At 60.9% G+C, this 17,789-nt stretch carries 11 protein-coding genes; 4 read left to right on the forward strand and 7 right to left on the reverse strand.

Going from position 1 to position 17,789, the window contains the following annotated elements:
* Positions 1 to 83: 83 nt before the first annotated feature.
* Complete coding sequence (locus NKH36_RS05785; RefSeq protein WP_352958008.1) at positions 84 to 614, forward strand: OmpA family protein; 531 nt, start codon at positions 84 to 86, stop codon at positions 612 to 614.
* A 70-nt stretch (positions 615 to 684) separates the two neighbouring features.
* Here NKH36_RS05785 and NKH36_RS05790 read toward each other — a convergent pair whose 3' ends face one another.
* From NKH36_RS05790 to tagH, 7 genes are all read right to left on the reverse strand, one after another.
* Positions 685 to 3,012 (reverse strand): M23 family metallopeptidase, encoded by a 2,328-nt coding sequence (locus NKH36_RS05790; protein WP_352958009.1) that lies wholly within the window; start codon positions 3,010 to 3,012, stop codon positions 685 to 687.
* On the reverse strand, positions 3,009 to 3,515 hold the full coding sequence (locus NKH36_RS05795) for a DUF1036 domain-containing protein (RefSeq protein ID WP_352958010.1): 507 nt from the start codon (positions 3,513 to 3,515) through the stop codon (positions 3,009 to 3,011). The genes NKH36_RS05790 and NKH36_RS05795 overlap by 4 nt, the downstream gene beginning before the upstream one ends.
* 11 nt (positions 3,516 to 3,526) lie before the next feature.
* Entirely contained in the window at positions 3,527 to 6,145 is a 2,619-nt protein-coding gene (locus NKH36_RS05800) for a serine/threonine-protein kinase (RefSeq protein ID WP_352960710.1), read from the reverse strand.
* Between the two features lie 5 nt (positions 6,146 to 6,150).
* Positions 6,151 to 6,918: a PP2C family protein-serine/threonine phosphatase gene (locus tag NKH36_RS05805; protein WP_352958012.1), complete on the reverse strand. Its 768-nt coding sequence runs from the start codon at positions 6,916 to 6,918 to the stop codon at positions 6,151 to 6,153.
* A 160-nt stretch (positions 6,919 to 7,078) separates the two neighbouring features.
* A complete protein-coding gene (gene tssM / locus NKH36_RS05810) occupies positions 7,079 to 10,642 on the reverse strand; it encodes a type VI secretion system membrane subunit TssM (protein ID WP_352958013.1) in 3,564 nt (1,187 codons plus the stop codon).
* A gap of 22 nt (positions 10,643 to 10,664) precedes the next feature.
* The gene (gene tssL / locus NKH36_RS05815) at positions 10,665 to 12,179 is read right to left on the reverse strand and encodes a type VI secretion system protein TssL, long form (RefSeq protein ID WP_352958014.1); all 1,515 of its coding nucleotides are present in this window, start codon (positions 12,177 to 12,179) and stop codon (positions 10,665 to 10,667) included.
* 409 nt (positions 12,180 to 12,588) lie between these two features.
* Entirely contained in the window at positions 12,589 to 13,647 is a 1,059-nt protein-coding gene (tagH, locus tag NKH36_RS05820) for a type VI secretion system-associated FHA domain protein TagH (RefSeq protein ID WP_352958015.1), read from the reverse strand.
* Between the two features lie 199 nt (positions 13,648 to 13,846).
* Here tagH and NKH36_RS05825 point away from each other — a divergent pair, with 199 nt between their 5' ends.
* Genes NKH36_RS05825 through NKH36_RS05835 form a run of 3 tightly spaced genes read left to right on the forward strand, consistent with a single transcriptional unit; the run spans position 13,847 to position 17,789 of the window.
* Positions 13,847 to 16,174, forward strand: a complete 2,328-nt coding sequence (locus NKH36_RS05825; protein ID WP_352958016.1) for a type VI secretion system Vgr family protein — start codon at positions 13,847 to 13,849, stop codon at positions 16,172 to 16,174.
* Positions 16,175 to 16,193: 19 nt separating this feature from the next.
* Positions 16,194 to 16,616, forward strand: coding sequence for a DUF6484 domain-containing protein (locus NKH36_RS05830; RefSeq protein ID WP_065006851.1), 423 nt, complete (start codon positions 16,194 to 16,196; stop codon positions 16,614 to 16,616).
* A 9-nt stretch (positions 16,617 to 16,625) separates the two neighbouring features.
* On the forward strand, positions 16,626 to 17,789 hold the full coding sequence (locus NKH36_RS05835; protein ID WP_352960714.1) for a hypothetical protein: 1,164 nt from the start codon (positions 16,626 to 16,628) through the stop codon (positions 17,787 to 17,789).

The following is a 17,789-nucleotide window of genomic DNA, read 5'->3' on the forward strand; positions in this document are numbered from 1 at the left end:
GCGTTTATTCACAGACAATCGCTTCGGATTTTGGTATAGTCCACAACCGCCGAAATCGGATGCTCAAGACAGGAGTAACCGCTATGCAGTTGGGCAGTTTAGCCTTCGTGTTTACGGTCGCGCTTTTTTCGACCCACGCTTTTGCTGATCCGCTTCAGAAATCAGAAGACATCGTGAAGTTTTTTGACAGGGCGACCGAGTTCGGCCCGACACGTGGAATTTGCGTCGGCACCGAAGACGAGTGCAACAGCAAGAACAAAGCAGCGCCGGCCGAAAAACCCAGCCTCGACATGCTGATCAATTTCGGCCTGGATTCTGCGGAACTCGATGCGACTGCCCGCGCTGAACTGGACGAGTTCGCCAAAGCACTGAAGGACAGCCGACTGAGCGCTCTGAACTTCGTTGTTGAGGGTCACACCGATGCATCCGGCTCGGCTGATTACAACGAGGGACTTTCGGAACGAAGAGCCAGGTCGGTAACAACCTTCCTCACCTCTAACGGCATCGATCCTGCCCGCATCAAAGCGACAGGCCTGGGCGAAGCCAACCCGCGCAACCCCAACCCATTCGATCCGGTAAACCGCCGGGTGGAAATGCGGATAAGGACTGAGTAGCTGGAGCGGGTTCGACGCGAACCAAGGGGTCGGCGCAGCAAAACCGCTTCCGATAGGACCACGTGCTGGCTCACAGCGCATTCTGAACGGAACTCACCATAGCCGTGATCGCCTGCTTGTATTTTTCGAACTCGGGCGATGTCTGCCGGACTTCCGTCGTTGTCGTCGTCTGTTGGCTCACCTCAGTCGTCTTCGGGCTCAGCTTCCGCCCCATTTTCCTTTCGGCCCAGCTCACGACATAGCTGGCGGACTTACCGGTGAGAAACGGGTTGGCTTGAATGACGGCCGATCCGAGCACGGCGCTCAATTGCGCCGAACCCGGCGACGACAGCACTTGATGGGCGCCTTCCATTCCCAGGAAATGACAGAGATAAAGCCGGCCGGCTGTGATCTGGTGGCCGCGCGCTCGAAGATAAGCTTCGCCTTCGCGCGCCAGATTGCTGACCATCTCGCGCGAGATGGTGGCGTCGTAACGCAAAGCGAGCAGGTCGGCGGTTGACAGTGTCCGCGCCAGTTCCGGGCGGTATGTGTTCATCATCCTGATCCAGGTCTTGGTTATGAACTGACCGGCGCCGGTCGCCGAAGAAAGTGGGTTTTTGGCGCGGGCTTTGCCGCCACTTTCGACTTGAACGATACGGTCGGTTAGCGTTTCGACAGCGGAAACGTCTGTTGCGATTGCCGTGACCGTACCCAGCGGATCGATCGCCTGCCCATTGCGATAGAGCTCGAAATGCAGGTGCGGCCCAGTCGAAAGACCGGTGGTGCCGATATAGCCAATGATATCGCCTGCCTTCACCTTCGCGCCGACACCGGCCTTGACCGCGAATTTCTGCATATGCGCATAGCGCGTCTCGCTGCCGTCCCCGTGCGAAATCTTCATCAGATTGCCGTAACCACTTCCATCACCCTGAAAGACGATTTCGCCGTCGAAGGCGGCGGCTATCGGTGTGCCCAGAGGCGCCGCCCAATCCACGCCCTTGTGGATACGAACGGTTCCGAGGATTGGGTGCTTGCGTGGGCCGAAAGTGGAGGTCATGACCCCGTTGACCGGGGTGACCATGCCGTTGGCGACTGTCAGCGAGCGAACCTGATCGTCGCCGCTAACGCATGCAAACTGGCCGTCGGTCTGCTGGAACACGAAACAGTCAAGGCTTTTTTCGCTACCCTGGACGCCAACATACAGCACCCGTCCGGCCGTCTCTTCCTTGCCTCGTGGCTTTTGCGAATAGATCAGGACCAGACGCTGGTCTTCGCTGGCGAAGGCATCCAGATCCTGTCCTCGCGACAGATACATGATCGCTTCTCCGATCACGCCGGTCGGAACTTTGTTGCGTGCTGCTGTCGAGTAGATTGCGTCGAGCAGCCGGTATTGCCTTTTGTGCGTGCCTTGCGCCTGTGCGCCCGAGTAGTTGAACAGGTCTTCGCGGACCCAGGGGTCGACACCAGACACAAACACCCCAGCGGCATTGCGCGTCAGCGTGCCGACAAATACGTTCCTGGCGTAGATCGAAACCTGCATGAGGGACATGGTTGTCGTCTCGCGCGTCGGCCTGAAACCGCGCATGGCGACGACATGACCTGGCTCAAGGCTCTCCCGATTGAAAAGCGCTTTCAGGGCTTCGCCCGCCAGCTTGGCGTCCTCGGCGGAGAAATGCGCATCGAGCGCAACGCTGTCCAGGCTGCGGTCGTTGAGGATCTTTACGAAAATGTCCTCGGTAGCCTCGAATCGTTGATGTTCACTGACGACATTTGCAACGCTTGTGTTGTTTTCGATCTGGGTTTTCTGGAACGCGGGAAGGGCTGCCTCGCCTGAATCGATTGTTTCGCCCCAACCTGCTTCGGCATCATCGGCATGCGGGTCCGAAGCAACCGGAGCCTCGTTTGGAACGGGCGGTGGCTGAACATCGTTTTGCAACTCGTTGGACGGCGCCGGCGCGGTCTGTCGCTGCGCCTGGAAGAATGCGAAATCTTCTTGCGTGGATGGTATCGTTGTCATGAACTTTTCGCTGGCGCTAAGCATCACGTCGGACAGAATTTCGATCTGCGGAGAAACGCCGGCCTGATCGAGTTCTGCCGGGCGCGGGATCACCTGGCTTTTTGTTGCGCCGCCGGTGTCGGGCGCAAGGGTGATCCACATCGGGTCGCCTGCGAGATCGATGATGGCAGGCACATAGACAGATGCGTCGGCCGGCACATCGTCGGTTCCCTCGACGGCTTGCAACTCCTCATCCTCATCGCCAAACGACCAATAATCGGCGGTGAGAAAGAAGCCGGCGGCGATCGACGACAGGACAACCAGGGCAAACCCGGCAAGGAGCCTGCGCCAGAGCCTGCGTCTGCGCAGGGCGGCGCGCGCCTGCTTTTTCAACCTGAAGCTTGTGTCGATACTGTGCGTCACGGATTGCTTCCGGTCAGAAAAAAGGTCCACCGCACCTGTTCAAGCGTATCGACTTCGAGAAATCGTGCGGCGATATGGCCGCGCTGCCAGCATTCATCGATGCCGCGTATCGAGAAACGCCGCCGGGCGATGCACATTTCGGTCGACCCGGTCAGGGTCGCATGGCCAAAAACGTCCGTCGCATAGATGTAAATGTAGCGGTTGGTGAGTTCCTCGCGGATGACGTTCACGCACTGATTTGCGCCGATGGTCCACCAGCCATCGGTCTGGTCCGCATTGTCGACCTTTTGGCCGACAGCGAGATTGACGACGTCGAGCGTCTGATTGCAGACGGTGAATTCGGCGCGCGCTTCGTGGGGCGACAGGAAAGCCAGCAATGTCGCGCCCAACATCACCGTAAGTCTAATACGGCCTCTCGGGGCAAGCAGGCCGCGAAGCCAGTCACGCTGATTGTTGGGCGGGACAGCGGTCAGGAAGGAAAAACGCGAGCGGCGGTGGTCCATCGGCGTCCATGCTACCCGCCGAGCCGGAAGTACTTTGCCGTGGCGGAGAACTCAGATCGGTTGGTGTCGATCTCTTCGAGAATCCTGGGCAGCAGCAGCGCGGCTGGTGTCGGCGCGGAGAACGCCGCAGCCTGAATATCCTGTGGACCCGTGATGACCATTATGATCTGCGGCACGACCTTACCGGCCGCCTTGTCGGCTGCGCCGAGATCGATCGGAATGTTGAAGGTGGCCTTGTCCGCTTGCGCCAAGATACGATTGTCGAGGCTGAATGCCATGCCCCTGTGGTCGATCAGCAGCACGCTGGAAATGAGGCCGCCACGCGTCACCAGCGTGCCGCCGATCGGCGAACCGCTCGGCACCGTCGTTCGATCGAGAACAAGCCGCGGCTTGTCAGCCGGCATCTGGTCCAGAAAGCGCAGAAAATTGGTGACTTCGCATTGAGCCGGTTCAATGAGGCGGACACTGATGTCCGGTTCGACATGGAACCTTGCCTGGAAATCGGACAACATTCGTTCGAACGGCTGGACCTCTGTGCCCAATCCTTCGATCGCGACGGCGGTCTCGGTTGCCGACGTCAACGTCGCATAGAAACAGTCGCCGCCGTTGAAGTCGCGCACCCAGGAGACCCGTTGCGCAGCGTGGTCAAGGGCATTTTTCGGCGGCAGTTTCAGGTCCGGTTTCGGCACGTTCAAGGCAACAGTGGCTTCGCCCGGCTGTTTGCCTGGCGCCGGCTCGTACCGCTGCCGTTTTGCGCTCGCGTCATCCGTCTGCTCTGCGGCCCGCGCGTGCTGGCTGGCCGGCTGATCGGGCTTCCGGCTCTCCATCATTTCGGGCTGGACCGCTGCGGGCGGCGGTGCCTTGTCGGCCGGCGGCTTGGGCGCGACCTGGATGCGCGGCGCAACCGGCTCCGGGGGTTCCTCGGTTGGCGAAAGGACTTCGGCGGGCCGTGTCGGCTCCAACTTTTGATCCGCCGCGGTATCTGCCCGATTTTCAGCTGGCGATGGCGCCTCGGCTGCCGCCGGCTCCGAGGTCTCCTCGGATGCCGCCCGCTCCGGGGTTTCCTCGGTTGGCGAGAGGACTTCGGCGGGCCGCGTCGGCTCCAACCTTTGATCCGCCGCGGCATCCGGCCAATTTTCAGCCGGCGGCTGCGCTTCGGCTGCCGCCGGCTCCGAGGTTTCCGCGGATGCCGCCGGCTCCGAGGTTTCCGCGGATGCCGCCGGCTCCGAGGTTTCTTCGGATGGTGAGAGGATTTCGGCGGGCCGTGTCGGCTCCAACTTTTGATCCGCCGCGGCACCTGCCTGACTTTCAGCTGGCGGCGCAGTGGCTTCTGTTTGTGACTGCTCAGGTAGAACTGCCTTTGCCGGCTCATCGCCCGGCGAATTTGCAGCAATGTCCGTCGGGGTCGGTTTTGATGCGTTTGGCGACAAAAACGCTGTGTCGCCGGCGGTCGGCGTGGAAGGCGTCATCAGGCCGCTGAGATAAACGCCTGCACCCGACGCGACAGCTAATGTCGCCAAGGCAGCGATCGCGATCGATCGGGTCCTGGCGGACTTTGCAGGGGCCTTTGGCAAGATCGCCCGAGCAGGACCGGCAGCTGGCGAAGGCCTTGGTTCGGACAGATGCGCCGGCCGGACATGCGGAACGAAGCGCTGTTCACCGGGAGCCGCCGGAGGCTGACTTGGGAGCTTGGGGCCAGGCGCGGCGGTTCCCCCCGTTCGCAGCGTCCGATCGCGCGGTGTGATCGACGTTGGCGGCTTTGTCTCCTCGTCCGTGTCGTCACGTGTCGCCCTGGCGATGCCCGCCATGCTGATCGGCCGGTCTTGTGGATCCGGCTGCAGCATGGCTTCAACAATTCCACGAAAATCGGCATCGATGTCGGATAGGTCCGGAACGGTTCGGCGTTTTTCGACGATCTCGAACTGGGAGCCGCCCATGTCGATCGGTTTCCCGCGCAGAGCAGCGGCCAGCACCAACCCCAGGCTGTAGATGTCGGATTGCTCGCTGACGTCGCCGCTGTACAGCCCGAGTTGTTCGGGAGAAACGTAGTTGTACTTTCCAGCGAACTTTCCGCCGATCAGCGTCTCTCCGCCGACGGTCGCCGACCGCGCGATGCCAAAATCGACGATCTTTGCGCGTTCGACCCGGCCTCCTGGCAGGATGATATTATCCGGAGAGAGGTCGCGGTGTATTGCGCCCGCCTGGTGCACGGCGCTCAGGCCGGAAGCCAGGCGATGGCAGAGCTTGCGCACGTCGTCCGTCGGCATCGGGCCACGTCGCATGACATCGAACAGCGACTGGCCGTCGACGAATTCCATGGCAAGGTAGGGGCGACCGATACCGGGGTCGATCGTGAAGACGTGATATCGCACGACCGCGTCGTGCGAGAGGTGATTCAGGATCGACGCTTCCTTGCGAAACAGGGACAGGATCGTCTGATCCCGGGCGAACTCGGGCAAGACAATCTTGATCGCGACTTGATCGCCAGTCTGGATGTTGTGGCCACGATAGACTTCGCCCATGCCACCGAATGCGATCCGCTCGTCTAGTTCATAGATGCCGCTGAGTTGTGTGCCCACGGCTGTGGTGGCCACGTTAGGCGATATCCGCGTCTTGTCGTCGGCGCTCATCAGCCTCAACCTTCCGCTCTGGAAGGATCAGGATGGGCACCGTTACGCCCGTCTCCGATCTTCACCAGCACGATCGTGACATTGTCTGTTCCCCCGCGCGCCAGCACCGTATGCAGCAGGTTTTCGCATGCCGCCTGAGGCGTCGCCGACACCGCCGCCGCCTCGATCTCGGCGTCTGTGACATGCGCTGTCAGCCCGTCGGTGCTCAACACAAATATGTCGCCCGGCATGATTTCGCCTTGCTGGAAGTCAATGACGATCTCGTCACGGACACCGACCGCATGCGTGATGACGTTGCGGCGCGGCCAGGTAAGCGCTTCGGCTGCGCTGATCATGCCGCTGTCGAGAAGTTCCTGAACTTCGGTATGGTCCTTCGAAATCTGCGAGATCGAGGCGTTACGGATCAGATAGACGCGGCTGTCACCCGCCCACAGGCAGGCAAACCGCCCATCCATCGCCAGCAGGGCGGCGACGGTGGAGCCAATGGTTACTCCGCGGGATTCCGATATCCTGCGGATTTCGGCGTTAGCCCGGCTCAGCCGGTCCTCGAAGCGGGCGCGAAGATCCGGTGCAGAGCTTGCAATGCCGATCGTTGCCAGATGATCGACGATACTGGCCGAAGCGACTTCCCCGGCATCATGTCCACCCATTCCGTCGGCCACCACCCACAGGCCAGTTTCCGGCTCGACCAGATAGCTGTCTTCATTGAGCTCACGGACACAGCCTCTGTGGCTAACGCCGAAGCTTTCAAAGGGAAGGGCGACATTGTTCACTTTGCCACCAAGCGCTTCTCAAGCGTCCTCTGCGGCGCACCCGTCAGGCGCTCGCTCACGCCAGTTTGCCACAGGCTCGAATATTAAAGTATCGAAATCAACGCCGGCGCATCTGTTGCCGATGGACAGCCGCACCGTATTGGCAAGCTCAAAGCTCATCTCAAAACGCCTTTGGACAGCTGAAGCCAGAAAGCGCAGGCAGGAACAGAGGGTTGGGCTCCGAATTGGTCTGGATCGTATAGGCGACATCGCGTCCGCCGATCACGAAGCGGGCTTTCGTGTTGCCGCCGGTGCTGCTGATATCAGCCTTGTCCAGCAGACGCTTTAGTGCCCACGGACCGTCGAACTTGATCGCGGACTCACGGCCCGGCATTTCCGGAATGAGGCTCAGGCCCGCGGACGCGGACGCCATGCCGCTTGGCCAGCTCACCGTGCTTGGCGCGTTGCCCGCCTGGTTGCTTTGGACAATCTGGCCATCGACGTCGAGTACCGCCGTATCGGCCTCGCCATGCAGTGAAAACGGGGTAAAGGTGACACTGACCGACGGCACCGAACCACCTGAAGGAAAGAAGGCGTTGCGGATTTCCGCGGCCAGCTGGAAGTTTTTCAAGGTCGACTTCGACAGGTCGCGCCCGAAGCGCGCATCCTGTTTCCAGTTCCAGTCCTGGCCGGTCATGTCGGTCAGCGACGCGAGATTCTGTGCGAAGAACCGGTCCATCAGCCCGCCTGGAGCGAATAGTTTCGCGAAATCCGCCATTGCAATATCCTCTGAGCCATCGCTGGCGAAAGGATAACGGCCGTCGACCACCTCCTCGCAGGCGCGGGTGACCGTCTGGTCGAGCATCTGGTTCAAATTCGCTACCGAGGTTTCCGCGACGTTGCCGTCAAGCTCGTCGGCGGTCGCCGTGACCATTCGGGCGAGTTGCTTGGGCAGCCGCGAGACATTGGCGCGAAGTGTGGATATCTGCAGCTGCAGATTCATGTTGGCGCGTTCCATTTGCGAAGGGACGTCGGCCGCCAGTTGCAGGCTTTGATAGATGTCGCGGAAATTCTGGGTCAACGCATCGATTGGGCGGCGTCCGGCGGGACCGTTCACCAAAGCCTGGAATGATCTGAATTGCGCTTCGATGTTCGCCCCAGGATTCCCGTTTTGCACGCTAGCCGACCCCGTACCGGCCCGGCTTTGCGATTTGCCGCTGGCTACTTGAACGCCGATGCGGGCCAATCCCCCGCCGACATCTGCAGCCTTCTGCGGCTGGTTTTGAAGCATGTCGGCTTCGGCCTCGGAGCCGGAGTCTTTGCCGGAACCAGCTTCTCGCGTCAGAGCCGTTTCGTCAGCGATCGCCGTAAAGAGCTGGTCGATTGGCGACGTTGGTGACGCGGCAGCGGACAGTGCGATGTAGTGTGGCTTGTCCTTCAGCATCGGCTTGAACTTCAACTTGTCGAGAACGCCGTTCCACGCCGCCGCGAACTCCCTCCCATAGCGCTCGAGAAGTTCGGGACCGAGCTTAAGCAACTCCTGGTCGATGCCACCTTGCTCGCCCCCGCCACCGAGAACCCACTGGTCATCGACAAGCATCTGCGCAATGCGCGAGAGCTGTCCGAGATAGAAGTTGTTGAAGCCGCTATAGGTGTAGATACCGGGAACGCGAAGGCCTGACAGATCGCCACCATCGACACGCTCGAACAACAGCCGTGCTTCCGGGCCGCCTTTCACGGAGACGGAAAATTCATCCAGCGCTGCCGCGTATACCGCCGATTTCACCAAGGCAGAGGCACGATCGGCAAGGCTCATGCGTCCGAGCGAGCGTTGAGCGGCTTCGACAAGTGGCTGGTTGAGTTCGAAAACCGGATCGTAGGCGTCGTCCAACGCAAGCATGGCCCGCAGATGCTTTTCGAGCTGCGCCCGTCCCTCGCGGTTGTTTTCGCCCGGATACCGGTTCTGCTCCCAATCCTGCCTCATCCAGGAAACGATCAACTCGTCGTCGACCTTCGGCGCCTTGCCGCCAAGCATCAGGTAGATCTTCAGCGGTTCGTAAAGCGCGGCGGGATCAGCCATCTTGGCCTGGATCGACCGTTCGGCCTGAAGCAGCAGGCGCGAACGGAACATGCGCTCCAGCGCTTGCCGGTAAGCTGTTTTTGATGCCGAAAGAAGTCTTTCCCGCTGACTGAGCCCGAACGTCGCCTCGATCGGAGTCGGCAAGTCACTGGTGTCGAACCCAGCCGGCAGTTCGCGCAACTGGTCGAGCGGGCCTATGACGTTTTCGAGGTCGACATCGGCGACTGTCGTGCTTTTGAGGAGCGGGTCCGCCGTCTCGCGATAGCGGCTTACAGCTTGCGCTGTAGAGGCGATCAGCGACCTGTTGGCCGTAAAGCTCAGGGCCAAAGTGCCCAGAGCCGCGGCAGCGATCAACGCTATTGCGCCAAGACCGCCATATCTGGCAATCGCTGCACGTCGTTCAGCCGATTTGTCGTATGAAACCCAGCCGGATTCCGCGAAAATGACGCCGGTCAGAAGATCGTGCAAAAAGAAGCTTTTGCCAGTGCCGGAAAGATGGGCGCGAGAAGCGCTGCCGAAACTCCGACCGATTGCGCCCAGCACCTGGTCGATCGGCGTCCCCTCCTGCGTGCCCGATGAAAAATAGAGTCCACGCAAGCTGACGTTCACCTGGCTGCGGGCCGGATCGAATATGCTGGCGATGAAACTGGCAATACGGCCCTTCAGCGCACCAAACTGGGCTGGAAAGCCAAAGATGGATATGCGTGCGACCGGATCGGTCTCTTCCTGCAGGCGGTCGGCCATCTCCTGCGCCAGGCGTTTTGCCAATGCGTCGAATTCGGCCGGTGCCTCGCCGACCATGTTCTTGCTGCGATCGGCGGTCTGGAATGTCGCGCCCCATACTTTGCGGCGGCGCTGCTCGTCGAAACGGCCAAAATAATCCATGAAACCGGCGACAAGGTCGGCCTTGGTGAAGAGCAGGTACACCGGGAACTGGATTTTCAGTGTTTCGTGGATTTCGCGCAGGCGGCTGCGTATTTCAACGACATGGACATCAAGCTGCCGATCATCGAGGCTCATGAGATCGGCAAGGCTGATAGCCAGGATAACCCCGTTTATCGGTTGCCTGGTGCGGTATCTCTTAAGCAGCGACAAGAAGGCGAGCCAGCTCTTCTTGTCGCTCTGCGCATTGGAATCCTGCGTCGTGTAGCGTCCGGCGGTATCGATCAGCACCGCCTGGTCGGTGAACCACCAGTCGCAGGATCGTGTCCCGCCAATGCCGGCCACCGGCTGGGCGTCGCCCGAACCGGCAAGCGGAAAATTCAAACCCGAATTGACCAACGCCGTTGTCTTGCCGACACCGGGCGGGCCGATGACGACGTACCAGGGCACCTCATAGAGGAAATTGCCCCTGCCGCTCGACCGCTTGAGCGCAGCGATGGCTTCACTCATACGCGCCTCGAGTACCTGCGAGTCGTCATCCCTGTCGTCGTTGCGGGCGACTATCGTCTCGATCGCTTTTTGCGCCTTTCGCTTTTGCCAGAGACGTAGTCCATAGAAGAGCGTCACGATCGCAACGATCATGCCGATGATCGTCACGCGCAGCCAGACGGGTGCTAGCGGGCGGATGTCGGCAAAGCGGATCAATGGTCCGGCAAACCAGACGGCTGCCGCGAAACCGGCCAACGCTATCGCGCTGAATATCCGCAGGAGCCAACGCGTCATAGGCACTTCCAAATGGCCGTGCTCACAGTGTTTCCTCCTTGGGGATCATCACGTCGACACGGCGATTCTGGGCGCGGCCTTCCGGCGTCGCATTGTCGGCGATCGGCTCGTCTTCGCCCTTGCCATCGATCGTTATTCGCGAGGGATCGCTGAATCGCGGCGCCATCATCGCTGCGACGGCCTTCGCCCGGGCGATGGAAAGATCGAAGTTGGATTTGAACGGGCTCGATTTTCGCGGCGTCACATTGTCTGTGTGGCCGACGATCATGATCGGTCCAGGCTCCGGTTCCAGTGCGGCGGCGATGTCCGCGGCGATCGGTCCAAACTCCGGCTTTATCTCGGCCCTGCCGGACGGGAACAACAGGATATTGTTGATCTCCACGACGATGAACTTGCCCTGCGTGCCGACGGTCAGTCCGCCGCGCGCGATAGTCTTGGCCAGTGCAGCATGGATGCGATCGATTTGAGAGGGGATAGCGGCGACAGGCGGAGCGACTTTCACCGGCGCAGCCGACGGCACCACGCTGGCGCGTTCGATGGCGATCGGCGTCGATGGATCGAGCGCCAGCAACCTGCCGGCAAGGGCCTCGCCCTCGTTGGTGATGAAGACCCGCAATGCGAAGAATGCCGCCGTCAGCAGCGCCGACGCTGCGGCCGCAACCACCCAGAGCGGCAACCGGGGCGACGACTGTGCGCTTGACACCGCCATGCTTTGCCAGTGGGGCGAGATGTCGTCGCCGGCGCGCGCCCTGAAGTAGCGAAGCGTCTCGTAGACGTCGCGTCGAACGCGTTCGAGATTGTTATCCTCGCGCGAAAGGCCTCGATACTGGCCTTCGAACCCCAGCGACAGGCAGGCATGCATCAATTCAAGCAGGTCGTAGTGTGCCTCCGGCGCAGCCAGTATCTTGTTCAGCGCTTCGTAGAAGCCCGAGCCGGTGGGCACGACGTGAAAGAACTGTGACAGCATGCTGTGCTGCGCCCAGGGGTCTTTCTTGGGCCAAGGCAGGTTGCCGATGAGGTCGTCAGCGGTTTCGCAGAGAGCAAATTTTGAGATCCGTGCATCTTCTTCGGGAACACCGGCTTTTTCCATTGTCCGGTCGAATGTTTCGATCGCCTCGGCAACGTGTTCCGCCAGTTGTTCCGCCTGTCTTTCGACAGGCATAAGTCTGAGCTGGCCAAATAGCATCAGCAAAGGAACGGCCGCAGCGAGGATCTGATTTGCTGCTGAATATCTGATACTGTCCGTGGCATTCAGCAGGATGTCCTGCTCAATGCCCGGCGTCACCGCAAAGGAGCCGGTTGCCGCCGCTGCGCCTGGATCGGCACCTTGATAAATCACGGTTCCGGATGTCCAGCCCGGCGGTGCATGCCGAGCGACACCCGGATCGAAAACCGTTGAATCCTTAACCCGCGAGGGACCGGGCTGCCCGCTGTCGGGAACAGGGCCGTGAGGAGCCGGCGCTGATTTTTCAGCGCGGCGCGGTGCGCGAATGACGGTCTTGCCCGCTGGGCCGAAAGGATCGTCCTTCGAGCTCATCGCCAAACCTCCGTCCACGCGTGGTTGCTGCGTGTGCGCCACAGGGGGGCAAAACGGTCCCTGGTCAGGCGCAGGAAATGCGGGCGCTGCTGGCGAGGGCAGTGTCTGGAGGAAGCTCGGCTATATCTTTCTATCCCGCCGTAACATGACATGTGCCGCAGACCCCCAGGTCAATCAGCTTTACCCGCTGGCGAACTGTCGTAAGTGATCGTAAGCTTAGAAACGGTCGATTGGAACCAGATGCAGCGCTGCGAAAGGATTTTTCTTCGCCAACTACAGCCCGCATCTTTGGGCTCGCAAAGGACGCTCTAAAACTTTCCACCTGGCGCGTGATCCGTACCGCGGCCGAAGGTCAGCGCAGCAAACCAATCCGATTTCCGGGGCATGGGCCAGGCCCATTCTCCCTGGCTTATTTTTGCTTGTCGGCTTTGGCATAGGCTTCGCTGAAATAGGCCAGGAATATGTCGAGCATTCCGTTTTCGTGTGCTTCCTCCATGGTCCGCCATTTGGCGACAAAGGCGTCCCAAGCCAGGCTCTTCTTCGATGTGAATGACGTGGGTGGGAGTTTCTTGCCGATCGCCTCAGGCGACAGATCGTCAAGCAGCCGGGAGAGCGCAGCTTGCATGGCTGCATAGGTGGCAAATTCGTGCGTCTTGAGATCGCGGAATGCGTCTTCGACACTGTGCCTGGCATCAAGGTAGCCGGCTCTGCGCCGCGCAAACATGATTTCGAGGATGTCATCGGTTCGCGGGACGAACTTCAAGGGATTGTTATCGGCAGCGCTGATCATCGTCCGGTGTGTGCTCTTGGCCAGTATTTTCGCAGCCGCACGTGCTTTCAGCAGCAAGGCCAGTTCCTCGACAACCGTTCGAAGCACCGCGCCGATTTCGGCAGCAACTTCATGCGGATCACGCGATTGAAGCAATTCCGGCGAGATGCCGGCTGCGATCGCGATGTCCCGCAGCACCTCGTCTCTCGTCGAAGCGAGAGGCGCGGGCGGCGAAGACGTCGACACCGGTGCTCGCTGTCCGGGCCGTTGCTCTACCGGATTGAAGAAGGGCTCGCCTCCGAAGTCCAGCGGCCGACCTGACGCGACCGGCATTTCTCGTTGCGTCGAACCGTGCCTGCTTTGAGGATGACCCTCCGTGGTGCGCTCGTCGTCAATCGATACCAAGATGACGTAGCGGCCGATCAACAACCGGTCTCCATGGTCAAGCCGATGCGGGCCGGCCATGCGATGGGTCGACCCGTTGATGAAGGTTCCGTTACGCGAGACATCGTGCAGCCAAAACGCGCCTGCCTCGTATCGAACGTCGCAGTGTCGGCCGGAGATGAACTTGTCGGGGTCGGGCAAGGTCCAGTCGCAGGCCTCACGCCCGATTTCGAAACTGCGATCACGTGCTGAGTAGCCGGTCGACATACCGGCGGGCAGGGAATCGACATTGTTGATCTGCAGCCTGATGAACATTCAAATCGCCGTCGATCGCCTGCCGGGAAACTCGCCTAGAACACCCCATTATACCAGCAATTTGTGAGCGGCGGCACAGAAGCGCTCAAGTCGATGATTCCGAAGGCGACCAGGCCGCAGCCGCCGAGCGTCCCCTTTGGTCGCCGGAAGACATGTGCTAGGCTGAAGCAGAAACGAGCGGCGGGAGGGGGCACGACCCATGCCGAACGAACGTGCCACGGTTGTGCAGACGCCGGTTGGCGCTGACCTGTTGACCTTCACGCATCTTGTCGGGCGCGATGAGATCAGTCGTTGTTTGGCCTATACGGTCGGGTTCGTGAGCAGCAGCCCCGACATCGATCCGCTGAAGATGCTGGGCGGTGCTGTTTCGATCGAAGGTGAATCCGATCCGAAACGCTGGTTCAGCGGCCTTGTCTCCGAGTTTCGGCTGACCCGGATCGAGGACCGTCTGGCTTACTACGAAGCCGTCATCAGGCCATGGCTCTGGTTTCTCGGCAATACCACCGACTGCCGTATTTTCCAGAACATGAGCATCATCGAAATCGTCGAGGAGGTTTTCTCGAAATACAGCACGGCAAAATTCGAGAAGCGCCTGCAAGGCTCTTATCCGCCGCGTGAGTACTGCGTCCAGTATGACGAGACCGACCTCGATTTCGTGCAGCGGCTGCTCGAGCACGAAGGCATCCTGTACTTTTTCGAGCATGACGAGGGCAAGCACACGCTTGTCCTTGCAGACGCCATGAGCAAGCTCAAGCCTGCGCCGGGCTATGAGAAGGTGCCGTATCACTTTGAAGGGCAGGGCTCCCGGCGCGATGTCGAATACATCACCGAATGGATTCCGGGCAGCTCGGTGCGGCCGGGCGCCTATGTCCATACCGACTATGATTTCAAGAAGCCGGGCGCCGACCTGATGGCGAAATCCGCCCAGCCGTTCAGTCACAAGCTGGCCGCGGGCGAGAATTACCGCCAGCCCGGCGCGCATCTCGACGTCGGCCGCGGCGACAGCCTGGCCGCGATCCGGCGCGAGGAAATCCAGGCCGTGCACCAGCGCATCGCTGCAGTCGGCACCGTGCGCGGCCTGTATTCGGGCTGCACGTTCAAGCTGGACGGATTCCCAAGAGAAGACCAGAACCAGGAATATCTGGTGGTCAGCGCCGAATACAGGCTGTTCGATCCTGGCTACAGAGCCCTTGCCGATGTCGAAAGCGAGAACTTCAAGGTGATCCTCGGCGTCGCGCCGACCGCCTTGGCCTATCGCCCGCCGCGGGTCACGACACGGCCGATCATGCGCGGCCCGCAGACGGCGACGGTAGTCGGCCCGTCCGGCGAAGAAATATTCACCGACAAATATGCCCGAGTGAAGGTCCAGTTCCACTGGGACCGTCTCGGCAAGAAGGACCAGAACAGTTCCTGCTTCGTGCGGGTTTCGCAGACATGGGCCGGCAGCGGCTGGGGTTTCATCCAGATACCGCGTATCGGTCAGGAGGTGATCGTCGACTTCATCGAAGGCGACCCGGATCTGCCGATCATCACCGGCCGCGTCTACAACGCTTCCCAGATGCCGCCCTACGGGCTGCCGGGCAGCGCCACGCAATCAGGCTGGAAGTCGGATTCCTCCAAAGGCGGCGGTGGCTACAACGAGCTGATGTTCGAGGACAAGGCCGGCTCCGAACTGGTCAATTTCCAGGCACAGAAGGACCACAACCTTCTGATCAAGAACGACCGCACTAAGCTGGTGCAGCACGACCAGTCCGACCGCATCGACCACGACGCCAAGCACTCCGTCGGCCACAACCTCGACGAGGACGTCGGCAACAACAAGACGGTCAAGGTCGGCGTCGACCAGACAACCGACATTGGCAAGAACGATACCGAGACGGTGGGCGTGAACCGTTCGCTGACGGTCGGGTCGAACGAGACAATCAGTATTGGGTCGAACTCGACGGAGACGATCAGCATCGCGCACACGCAGACGGTCGGCGCGGTGCAAACCATCACGGTTGGTGCAGCGCGCGTCGATTCCGTAGGCGCTTCTGAAACCCGAAGCGTAGGCGGCCCACAAACCAATACGATTGGGGCGACACGGTCGGTGACGGTGGCGGCGGCGCAGAGCCACACGATTGGCGCGGCAGACAAGTGGCAGATCGGCGCGGCGCAGACTATTGACGTCGCCGCCGACCAGAGCTTTACTGTCGGCGGCGCCCATTCGTCGCAGGTCGGCAAGGCGCGCTTGGCCAAGATTGCGGCAGACGAGGGGATCGAGATTGGCGGAGCCTATTCGCTAAAAGTCGCCAAGGCGAGCAGTGTCATCGTCGGCGAAGATGGCGTGATGAAGTTCGGCAAGAAGCTGTACATCGAGGCGGCCGATGAAATCACGCTGAAATGCGGCGATGCCAGCATCATCCTCAAAAAGAACGGCACGATCAGCGTCAAGGGCAAGGACATAAGGCTCGACGGCAGCGGCGACATCGACGTGAAGGCCGACGGTAAGACCAAAATCAAAGGCAGCAGTGTTCACAACAATTGAGGGAATTGAGGGCCGAGCGATGGACGTTGTAGAACGTGTTGACGGAGTGATCATTGGGTTGCTGATCGGCTTCGAGGACGGCTCGCCGCTCGTCGTTTTCGTCGGCAATCCCAGCGACACGGCGCTCAAGGCCCGCAGTCTCGCCGCTCTCGACGCTTCCTCTGTCGGCTCGGAAGTGGCACTGCTGTTCGAAGCGGGCGACCCCGCCCGGCCGCTTGTGGTCGGACGGATAGTTGACCTGCGCCCCCATTCGCATCCCGTTGAAGTGTTGCGCGACGGCGAGACGGTGACACTGGACGCGCGCGATCGCATCGAGCTCAGATGTGGCTTGGCGTCCATCATTCTGGAGAAGAACGGGCGCGTCTCCATCCGCGGCACACAGCTCAACAGCCACGCGACCGGTACGAACCGTATACGAGGGGCGGCTGTTCACCTGAATTAGGTCGAGCCAATGCAGCGCCTTGCGACGATCCCCGCCATTGTTGACCAGCACGCGGAAGACGCCGCTTTCCTCTGGTCGCGTCGGTGCCGCGAGATCGACGGACCGCTTCTGGGCGAACTCGACATCGGCCGCATCGACCAGCGACTGGACGCCAATCTTGAAGGCCTGTTCGCGTCGGGCGAGGCTGCGTGGGCGGCGGCGAACGCGCGTTTCTCCGATTATCACGAAGCCCCAGAACTCTTTGTCATGGCGTGCTTGGCGCTCCATTGGGGACTGGAAAAGCCGCTTGCCGCAGTGATTGAGGCCGCCGCCGCGCTCGGCGAGACGGGAATCAAGGGTTTATCGGGCGCCATCGCCCGGACACCGCGCGAAAAACTCCGTCCTTTTGTCGCCAAGTGGGTCGATTCCAAGGAAACGATGCTCAAATGCATCGGGCTCGCGGCGCTCTGGCATTATCGCGCCGATGCCGGTCCGAGCCTCGGCGAATTAGCCGCAAATGGCCAGGCTGAGGTCCGGATCCGGGCGTTGCGGTTGGCTGGCGCGTTGCGCCGCCGCGATCTGCTCCCGGCGATAGCCGAGCGTCTCGCTGCCGATCGGCCGCCGGAGCGGTTGGCGGCCTCACTCGCCGCTTGTCTCCTCGGCGCAGGCCGCATGGCCCTGCCTATCCTGGATGAATTGCTTGCCTCCGGCAGTGTTCCCCCCGGTGAATTGATCGACATCCGGCTACTCGCCTCGGCGGGAACTTCCGCAAAAACCTGGCTTCAGAAATGTCTGAACGAACCGTCGTCGCGACTACCGGCTCTAGCCGCCATCGGAATGCTTGGCGACAGATCGATCGTGCCCTGGCTGATCGAACGCATGCGCGAGCCCCAATTCGCTTATGCCGCGGGCCTCGCCTGGCGCGATCTGTTCGAGGTCGATTTCAATGACACCGACGTCTTTACTGTCAATTCCGCGTCGCTTGGAAATCAGTTCGCCGAGATCGAGGATTCGCCGCTTCCAATGGCCGAACGCGCGACTGCGTGGTGGGACGACGGGCGGGGACCAGGCAAGCACGCCACATTCCACTCGATGCGTCGGCAGCGGCTCGCCGCCATCCGCGCCTCTTTCGAAAACCCCGACCTCCCCTTGGCCGACTGGCGGCGCACGCAGCGCTTCCCCGCATGGATGTAA

The organism is Mesorhizobium sp. M1312 (assembly GCF_040318115.1).
In the GTDB taxonomy this organism is placed as follows: domain Bacteria; phylum Pseudomonadota; class Alphaproteobacteria; order Rhizobiales; family Rhizobiaceae; genus Mesorhizobium.

Coding starts and splice junctions, on each gene's coding strand:
- NKH36_RS05785 (WP_352958008.1), top strand. CDS start 84: ATGCAGTTGGGCAGTTTAGCCTTCGTGTTTACGGTCGCGCTTTTTTCG.
- NKH36_RS05795 (WP_352958010.1), bottom strand. CDS start 3,515: ATGGACCACCGCCGCTCGCGTTTTTCCTTCCTGACCGCTGTCCCGCCC.
- NKH36_RS05800 (WP_352960710.1), bottom strand. CDS start 6,145: ATGAGCGCCGACGACAAGACGCGGATATCGCCTAACGTGGCCACCACA.
- tssM (WP_352958013.1), bottom strand. CDS start 10,642: ATGACGCGTTGGCTCCTGCGGATATTCAGCGCGATAGCGTTGGCCGGT.
- tssL (WP_352958014.1), bottom strand. CDS start 12,179: ATGAGCTCGAAGGACGATCCTTTCGGCCCAGCGGGCAAGACCGTCATT.
- tagH (WP_352958015.1), bottom strand. CDS start 13,647: ATGTTCATCAGGCTGCAGATCAACAATGTCGATTCCCTGCCCGCCGGT.
- NKH36_RS05825 (WP_352958016.1), top strand. CDS start 13,847: ATGCCGAACGAACGTGCCACGGTTGTGCAGACGCCGGTTGGCGCTGAC.
- NKH36_RS05830 (WP_065006851.1), top strand. CDS start 16,194: ATGGACGTTGTAGAACGTGTTGACGGAGTGATCATTGGGTTGCTGATC.
- NKH36_RS05835 (WP_352960714.1), top strand. CDS start 16,626: ATGCAGCGCCTTGCGACGATCCCCGCCATTGTTGACCAGCACGCGGAA.